This window comes from Pseudomonas sp. PDM13 (assembly GCF_025685765.1).
GTDB lineage: Bacteria > Pseudomonadota > Gammaproteobacteria > Pseudomonadales > Pseudomonadaceae > Metapseudomonas > Metapseudomonas solani.
Genome location: NZ_JAOTQU010000005.1, coordinates 213,819 through 222,071, shown reverse-complemented (window position 1 = coordinate 222,071; position 8,253 = coordinate 213,819). Strand labels below are relative to the sequence as shown.

Below are 8,253 nucleotides of genomic sequence, written 5' to 3'. Positions count from 1 at the left end.
TTCTCAGGAGACCCACGTAATGACCACGCTGCTGCTGTACAAGGAAATCAAGGCGCTGAACCGCGAGGAGCACCGCTCGCTGAAACTCGCCAGCCTCCAGAACAGCGAATTCGCCTCCAGCACCCACCTGGTGCCCCTGGCGGGCCTGGAGTTCTTCCAGGCGTCGCGCCACTACCCGATCGTGTTCATCGGTGAGGGCGCCCAGGCCGTGCCCATCGCGCTGCTGGGCCTGAAGGCCGGCCACAACGGCTACGTCGACGCCAACAACCTGTGGCAGGAAAACTGCTACATCCCGGCCTTCGTGCGCCGTTATCCCTTCGTCCTGGCCCAGGACAGCGCGGAGAACTTCACCGTCTGCTTCGACGCCGCCTACTCGGGCTGGAACGAGGAGGAAGGCCGCGAGCTGTTCGACGAAGAAGGCCAGAACAGCCCCTTCCTCGAAGAGATGATCCAGTTCCTGCAGAACTTCACCACCGAGATGGAGCGCACCCGCCGCTTCGTCGACAAGCTCAACGAACTGGAGCTGCTCTCCACCCGCAGCCTCAAGCTCAGCCACAGCAATGGCGAGAGCTTCGTGCTCAGCGACTTCCTGGCGGTGGACGAGGAGCGCTTCCTGGCCCTCTCCGACGACAAGGTGCTGGACCTGCACAAATCCGGCTTCCTCGGCTGGATCTACGCCCACCTGATCTCCCTGGGCAACGCCAACCAGCTGTTCGCCCACTACCTGGCGAAGAAAGCGGCCGGCGAAACCACCACCCATTGATGGGTGCGGCTCCGCTCCCGGCCGGGGGCGGAGCCTGTTTCAGCGCAACGACCCCCTGATGCACCTGTAGGTCGGGTGAAACCCGGCGGCTTTCGTGTGGGCGCTGGATGGGCTCGGCGTATGGCGGAATGTGCTGGGTGCGACCCCGTTGGTGGACGTGAAAAGCGACGTCCACCCAGTTGCCAGGTGGTGATTGGGGATTCGCGGGTTTCACCCGCCCTACGGGAGTGCACCGGGTAGGTCGGGTAAAACCCGGCGGGACGGGCTCAGCCCTTGCCCTTGGTGCGGGTCATATTGGGGCCGGCGTGCTTTTCCAGGTGCTCGATGATGATCCCGGCGACGTCCTTGCCGGTGGTCACTTCGATGCCTTCCAGGCCGGGGGAGGAGTTCACTTCCATCACCAGCGGACCGTGGTTGGAGCGCAGGATGTCGACGCCGGCCACCGACAGGCCCATGACCTTGGCGGCGCGGATGGCGGTCATGCGTTCTTCCGGGGTGATCTTGATCAGGCTGGCGCTGCCGCCACGGTGCAGGTTGGAGCGGAATTCGCCCGGCTTGGCCTGGCGCTTCATCGAGGCGATGACCTTGTCGCCCACGACGAAGCAGCGGATGTCGGCGCCGCCGGCCTCGCGGATGTATTCCTGCACCATGATGTTCTGCTTCAGGCCCATGAAGGCCTCGATCACCGATTCCGCCGCCTTCTCCGTTTCGCACAGCACCACGCCTATGCCCTGGGTGCCTTCCAGCACCTTGATCACCAGCGGGGCGCCGTTGACCATGCGGATCAGGTCGGGGATGTCGTCGGGGGAGTGGGCGAAGCCGGTCACCGGCAGGCCGATGCCCTTGCGCGAGAGCAGTTGCAGGGAGCGCAGCTTGTCCCGCGAGCGGCTGATGGCCACCGATTCGTTGAGCGGGAACACGTCCATCATCTCGAACTGGCGCAGCACCGCGCAGCCGTAGAAGGTCACCGAGGCGCCGATGCGCGGAATCACCGCATCGAAGCCTTCCAGGGGCTGGCCCCGGTAGTGGATCTGCGGCTTGTGGCTGGCGATGTTCATGTAGGCGCGCAGGGTGTCGATCACCTGGATCTCATGCCCGCGCTGCTGGCCGGCCTCCACCAGGCGACGGGTCGAATACAGACGCGGGTTGCGCGACAGAACGGCAATTCTCATTGGGCACCTGGAAGGGAGTCGAAGGCCGGTAGGGTCGGCTTGTCCTGTACGTAGCTAAGGGCCGGGTTGACCACCAGTTGGCCGTCCACCAGGGCTTTGGAACCGATCAGCACGCGATAGCGCATGGTCTTGCGGCAGGCCAGGGTGAACTCGATTGGCCAGGCGCGATCGCCCAGGGCGACCGTGGTGCTGATCACGTAGCGGCTCTGGGCCTGGCCGTTGGAGCTTTTGATGGTCTTCACCGACACCACCTGTGCTTCGCAGCGGTGGCGCCTCTGCACCAGCGTGCCGAGGTGCGCGGTGAAGCGCACCCAGCGCTCGCCGTCGCGCTCGAAGGGCACGATGTCGCTGGCATGCAGGGTGGAGGTGCTGGCCCCGGTGTCGATCTTGGCGCGCAGGCCGACCATGCCGAGTTCCGGCAGGGCTATCCATTCACGCAGGCCGATCACGGAGAGTTGGTCGAAAGTCTTCAATGCAGGCTTTCCGCTAAAGTTGTCGGCATTCTAGTTGCCCCTTGTGACAACTGCATCCGGCCCGGCGTGCGCCCGGGACGCAAATTTTCAGGTTGCGAGCCAGTGCAGCCTGCCAGCATGGAAACCGTGGCATGAGCGACAAAGACGACGACAAGGTACGCCTCGACAAATGGCTGTGGGCGGCGCGCTTCTACAAGACCCGCGCCCTGGCCAAGGAAGCCATCGACGGCGGCAAGGTCCACCACCGGGGCGACCGCTGCAAGCCGGGCAAGGAGCCGCGCATCGGTGACGAGTACGTGATCCGCACCGGCTTCGACGAGCGCACGGTGGTGGTCCGCGCGCTGTCCGTGGTGCGCCGTGGCGCGCCCGAGGCGCAGACCCTCTATGAGGAGACCGCCGACAGCGTGCGCCGTCGCGAAGAGGCGGCCGCCATGCGCAAGGCCGGCGCCCTGGGCGTGCAGACCGAAGGCCGGCCGACCAAGAAGCAGCGCCGGCAGATCCACTACCTGCGCGGCGGCGCCGGTGACTTCGTCGACGATTGAGCCGCCGTGGGGCCGGTAGACAACCGGCGCTTGGTCGCCTCGGGGGTTTGCACCTAAAATCGCCAGCCTTTCGGCCGAGCAGGCCCCCAGACGCAGCGAGTCCGTCATGTCCGATAACACCCAGCGCTTCCTTTTCGACGATACCGACGTGCGCGGCGAAATGGCCTCCCTCGGCGAGAGCTACGCCCACGTGCTGGCCAAGCACCCCTACCCGGAGCCGGTGGCGCAGCTGCTCGGCGAAATGCTCGCCGCCGCCTCGCTGCTGGTGGGCACGCTGAAATTCGACGGCCTGCTGGTGCTCCAGGCGCGCTCTTCCGGCGCCGTGCCGCTGCTGATGGTGGAGTGCTCCAGCGACCGCGAACTGCGCGGCATCGCCCGCTACCACGCCGAACAGGTGGTGGCCGGTGCCGGCCTGCACGAGCTGATGCCCGAAGGCGTGCTGACCCTCACCGTGGACCCCAAGCAGGGCCAGCGCTACCAGGGCATCGTCAGCCTGGAAGGCGCCAACCTGGCGGAAAGCCTCTCGGCCTACTTCGCCAACTCCGAACAGCTGCCGACCCGCTTCTGGCTCAACGCCGATGGTCGCAACGCCCGGGGCATGCTGCTCCAGGCCCTGCCGGCCGACCGCCTCAAGGACCCGGAAGCCCGTGCCGCCAGCTGGCAGCACCTCACCGCCCTGGCCGACACCCTCACCGCTGAAGAGCTGCTGAGCCTGGACAACGAAACCGTGCTGCACCGCCTCTACCACGAGGAGCAGGTGCGCCTGTTCGACCCCCTCGCCATCAGCTTCCGCTGCAGCTGCTCGCGCCAGCGCTCGGCCAACGCCCTGGTCAGCCTAGGCCACGCCGACGCCGACGCCCTGCTGGAAGAGAACGGCGGCACGGTGGTGATCGACTGCCAGTTCTGCAACCAGCGCTACAGCTTCGACGCCGCCGACGTGGCCCAGCTGTTCGCCGGCGGCGGCAGCGCGGCTCCGTCTAGCACGAAGCATTGAGGGCTTAGCAGCCAGCTGTAAGCGGCAAGCTACAAGCCGCAAGTAAGAGCAAGAGCCTGCCGTCTGCAACTCTTGCAGCTTGAAACTTGCCGCTTGCCGCTTGCCGCTTGCCGCTGCTTCTAGTTCATAAGTCCCCTACCAATTTGTAGTGTGTCGTAGCGCCCCCCGGGCCTGTGGATATCTCCGCCAGCGCCCGTCTGGCCTCGTCTTGGCGCTTGCCGTTCCGCTCGTGACCCGGATATTCGAAATGGTCATTTCCAGCTATCCATTCGTCGGGCGAGCGCGCGCCTGAGTCGCGCTGCCGGGTGCCCGGTCTGACTGAAACGCCCGTATCGTCTGCCTTACGTCCAGTCATCTCGCCTAAGCCATAGATCCTCTGGCATAATCCGGCGCACTTTTTTCGCTGTAGCGGGTCGCATAGCCCACTACATATTTGATTGGAGGACTCGGCCTCTCGCCGACGGGGAACCACATGACGCAAGCCAATACCGCCGTGTACACCGATATCAGCGCCGCGCAACTGGTCGAAGAGGCCATTCGCCGTGGCGAGGGTGAGCTGGCCGCCAACGGTTCGCTGGTAGTTAGGACCGGTCACCGCACCGGCCGTTCTCCGGCTGACCGCTTCATCGTCCAGGAGCCGAGCACCGACTCCAAGATCGCCTGGGGCGCCATCAACCGTCCGTTCCCGGCCGACAAGTTCGATGCCCTGTGGACCCGCGTCGAAGCCTATGTGACCGAGCGCGAGCGTTTCGTTTCCCACGTGCACGTCGGTTCCGATCCCGAGCATTACCTGGCGGTCAAGATGACCACCGAAACCGCCTGGCACAACCTGTTCGGCCGTTGCCTGTTCATCAATCCGGAACAGTACAACCCGCAGGCCCGCCAGGAATGGCAGATCATCAATGCCCCGAACTTCGTCTGCGAGCCGGAGCGTGATGGCACCAATTCCGATGGCTGCGTGATCCTCAACTTCGCCGCCAAGAAAGTGCTGATCGCCGGCATGCGCTACGCCGGTGAAATGAAGAAAGCCATGTTCTCCGTGCAGAACTTCCTGCTGCCGGAAAAAGACGTGCTGCCGATGCACTGTGCCGCCAACGTTGGCGAAGACGGTGACACCACCCTGTTCTTTGGCCTGTCCGGCACTGGCAAGACCACCCTGTCCGCTGATGAAAGCCGTTACCTGATCGGTGACGACGAGCACGGCTGGGGCGTGGGCACCGTGTTCAACATCGAAGGCGGCTGCTACGCCAAGTGCATCGACCTGTCCGCGAAGAACGAGCCGGTGATCTGGAAAGCCATCCAGTTCGGCGCCGTTCTGGAAAACGTCGTGCTCAACCCGGAAACCCGCCTGCCCGACTACAGCGATGACAGCCTGACCCAGAACTCCCGCGCGGCCTACCCGCTGGAGCTGGTGGAGAACCGCGTCGAGGCCAACCGTGCCGGCGAGCCGAACGCGGTGATCTTCCTGACCTGCGACCTGACCGGCGTACTGCCGCCCGTGTCGATCCTCAACAACGAGCAGGCGGCCTACCACTTCCTCTCCGGCTACACCGCCCTGGTGGGTTCCACCGAGATGGGTTCCGGCGGCGGCATCAAGTCGACCTTCTCCACCTGCTTCGGCGCGCCGTTCTTCCCGCGCCCTGCTGGCGAGTACGCCGAGCTGCTGATCAAGCGCATCAAGGGCTTCGGCTCCAAGGTGTACCTGGTCAACACCGGCTGGACCGGCGGTGGCTACGGTGTCGGCAAGCGCTTCAACATCCCGACCACCCGTGGCGTGATCGCGGCCATCCAGAGCGGCGCTCTGATCGGTGCCGAGACCGAGCACCTGCCGCTGATCAACCTGGACGTGCCGAAGGCCGTTCCGGGCGTCGAGACCAACCTGCTCAACCCGCGCAATACCTGGGCTGACAAGGCTGCCTACGACGAAGCCGCCAAGGGCCTGGCCGAGAAGTTCATCGAGAACTTCAAGAAGTTCGACGTCTCCGACGCCATCCGCAACGCCGGCCCGCAGCTGTAAGCGAGCCCGTTGTAGAAGAAGCCGCCTCCGGGCGGCTTTTTCATTGGTCGCCACGGGAATTCCCGGGTACTCGGAGTCGAGAGTGGCGTAGGGTGGATGACGCTTTTCCCATCCACCAGCGAGGCCCGAGCTGGGCACGGGTGCCAGGACCGGACCCTGATGGGTTTCGCTGCGCTCTACGCCATCCTACGGACATACAGGCCAACGCCCTGCACTGTCGCGGCGCTGCTGCGTTGCGCTTCTGGCCATGATCGACGGCCCCTTTCGATGGAGTGAAGCCATGCCTCGCAACACCCTCGCCGCCACCTTCGGCTACGACGCCTTCCGCCCCGGCCAGGAAGCAGCCATCCGCTCGGTGCTGGCCGGCCGCTCGACAGCGGCGATCTTCCCCACCGGCTCGGGCAAGTCGCTGTGCTACCAGCTATCGGCGCTGCACCTGCCGCACCTGACCCTGGTGGTCTCGCCGCTGCTGGCGTTGATGCAGGACCAGCTGGCCTTCCTTCACCGCCACGGCATCGCCGCCGCCAGCATCGATTCCGCGCAGAGCCGCGAGGAAGCCGCCGCCGTCATGGCGCGGGCGCGTTCGGGCGAGCTGAAGATCCTGATGATTTCGGTGGAGCGCCTGAAGAACGAGCGCTTCCGCGGCTTCATCCAGCAGGTGCCGATTTCCCTGCTGGTGGTGGACGAGGCTCACTGCATTTCCGAGTGGGGCCACAACTTCCGCCCCGACTACCTGAAGCTGCCGGACTACCAGCGCCAGTTCGGTATTCCCCAGGCATTGCTGCTGACCGCCACGGCGACGCCGGCGGTGATCGCCGACATGCAGGCCAAGTTCGCCATCGCCGACGAGGACGTGGTCACCACCGGCTTCTACCGCAGCAACCTCGACCTCGCCGTCGAGGCAGTGGCCGGCCCGGCGCGCATGCAGCGCCTGGTGCAGTGGCTGGCGCCGCGCAAGGGCCAGCCGGGCATCGTCTACGTGACCCTGCAGAAAACCGCCGAGCAGGTGGCCGAGGCGCTGGTGCGCAGTGGCCTTTCCGCTGCCGCCTACCACGCCGGCATGGGCCATGAGGCCCGCGAGGCGCTGCAGCGCCGCTTCATGGCCGGGCAGGTGGACATGATTGTCGCCACCATCGCCTTCGGCATGGGCATCGACAAGAGCGACGTGCGCAACCTGGTGCACTACGACCTGCCCAAGTCGGTGGAGAACTACAGCCAGGAAATCGGCCGTGCCGGCCGTGATGGCCAGCGCTCCGAATGCCTGGTGCTGGCCAACCGCGACGGCCTCAGCGTGCTGGAGAACTTCGTCTACGGCGACACGCCGGAGCGCGACGGCATCCTCCGTGTGCTGCAGGAGCTCAAGGGCGCAGCCGGGGAGGGTGGGCGCTGGGAGCTGACCCTCAATGCCCTGTCCGACCAGAGCAACATCCGCCAGCTGCCGTTGAAGACACTGCTGGTGCAGCTGGAGCTGCGCGGCATCATCGCGCCGCTGTTCGCCTACTTCGCCGAGTACCGCTTCAAGTACCTGGTGGAGCCTGAGGCGCTGGTGGCCAAGTTCGAGGGTGAGCGGCGCCAGTTCGTCGAGGCGCTGGTGAGCACTTCGCAACGGGCGCGCACCTGGAGCACGGTGGATTTCGACCGGCTCTACAACGAGCACCAGGCCGAGCGCGCACGGGTAGTGAAGGCCCTGGATTTCTTCCAGGAGCGCGGCTGGATCGAACTGGAAAGCAAGCAGATGACCGAGGTCTATGCGTCGCTGCGCAACGACTGGGAGGCCGAGGTGCTGGCGGACGAGTTGCACGGCTATTTCCAGCGCCAAGAAGCCAGCGAGATCAACCGCATCAACGCCATGCTGGAACTGTTCGCCAGCGACACCTGCCTCAGCCAGCGCCTGGCCGCCTATTTCGGCGACCGCCAGGCGCCCACCGCCTGCGGGCATTGCTCGGTGTGCCGCGGCCAGGTGGCGCAGCTTCCCGAGGCCGCCGCCCTGCCACCCCTGGCGGGGCGCAACTTCGCCGGCCTGTGCGACGGCTTGCGTCACCGCCAGCACGAGTACGACGGCCACGAAGCGGGGGTGGAAAGCCTCACGCGCTTCCTCTGCGGCCTCTCCACGCCGATCTTCACCCGGCTCAAGGCGCGTAACCTGCCGGGCTTCGCGGCGCTGGAGGACTATCCCTACGCGCAGGTGCGCGACTGGGTGGCCAGCCAGCTCGACTGAGGCCCATGGCCCGGGCTTCAGCCCGGGCACTCACCCTGACCCGTGCCAGGCACGGGTCATCAGCCGCCTATCGC

7 protein-coding genes are annotated in these 8,253 nt (G+C 65.8%); 5 read left to right on the top strand and 2 right to left on the bottom strand.

The genetic code is table 11. The features are described from left to right. The first annotated feature begins 19 nt into the window (after positions 1-19). Entirely contained in the window at positions 20-763 is a 744-nt protein-coding gene (locus OEJ36_RS07805) for a SapC family protein (RefSeq protein ID WP_021218608.1), read from the top strand. A gap of 266 nt (positions 764-1,029) precedes the next feature. Here OEJ36_RS07805 and rimK read toward each other — a convergent pair whose 3' ends face one another. Both rimK and OEJ36_RS07795 read right to left on the bottom strand, forming a co-directional pair. Then, a complete protein-coding gene (rimK, locus tag OEJ36_RS07800; protein WP_263401004.1) occupies positions 1,030-1,935 on the bottom strand; it encodes a 30S ribosomal protein S6--L-glutamate ligase in 906 nt (301 codons plus the stop codon). After that, a complete protein-coding gene (locus tag OEJ36_RS07795; protein ID WP_263401061.1) occupies positions 1,932-2,375 on the bottom strand; it encodes an ATP-dependent zinc protease in 444 nt (147 codons plus the stop codon). The genes rimK and OEJ36_RS07795 overlap by 4 nt, the downstream gene beginning before the upstream one ends. A gap of 164 nt (positions 2,376-2,539) precedes the next feature. Between OEJ36_RS07795 and OEJ36_RS07790 the strand changes: the two genes are divergently transcribed. The 4 genes from OEJ36_RS07790 to OEJ36_RS07775 all read left to right on the top strand — a co-directional run bounded on the left by OEJ36_RS07790 (position 2,540) and on the right by OEJ36_RS07775 (position 8,179). Beyond that, positions 2,540-2,950, top strand: coding sequence for an RNA-binding S4 domain-containing protein (locus tag OEJ36_RS07790; protein WP_184489776.1), 411 nt, complete (start codon positions 2,540-2,542; stop codon positions 2,948-2,950). A gap of 106 nt (positions 2,951-3,056) precedes the next feature. Further along, positions 3,057-3,944 (top strand): Hsp33 family molecular chaperone HslO, encoded by an 888-nt coding sequence (gene hslO / locus OEJ36_RS07785; RefSeq protein ID WP_021218612.1) that lies wholly within the window; start codon positions 3,057-3,059, stop codon positions 3,942-3,944. A 472-nt stretch (positions 3,945-4,416) separates the two neighbouring features. Continuing rightward, entirely contained in the window at positions 4,417-5,961 is a 1,545-nt protein-coding gene (locus OEJ36_RS07780; protein WP_263401003.1) for a phosphoenolpyruvate carboxykinase, read from the top strand. A gap of 280 nt (positions 5,962-6,241) precedes the next feature. Further along, on the top strand, positions 6,242-8,179 hold the full coding sequence (locus tag OEJ36_RS07775; RefSeq protein ID WP_263401002.1) for an ATP-dependent DNA helicase RecQ: 1,938 nt from the start codon (positions 6,242-6,244) through the stop codon (positions 8,177-8,179). Positions 8,180-8,253 lie beyond the last annotated feature (74 nt).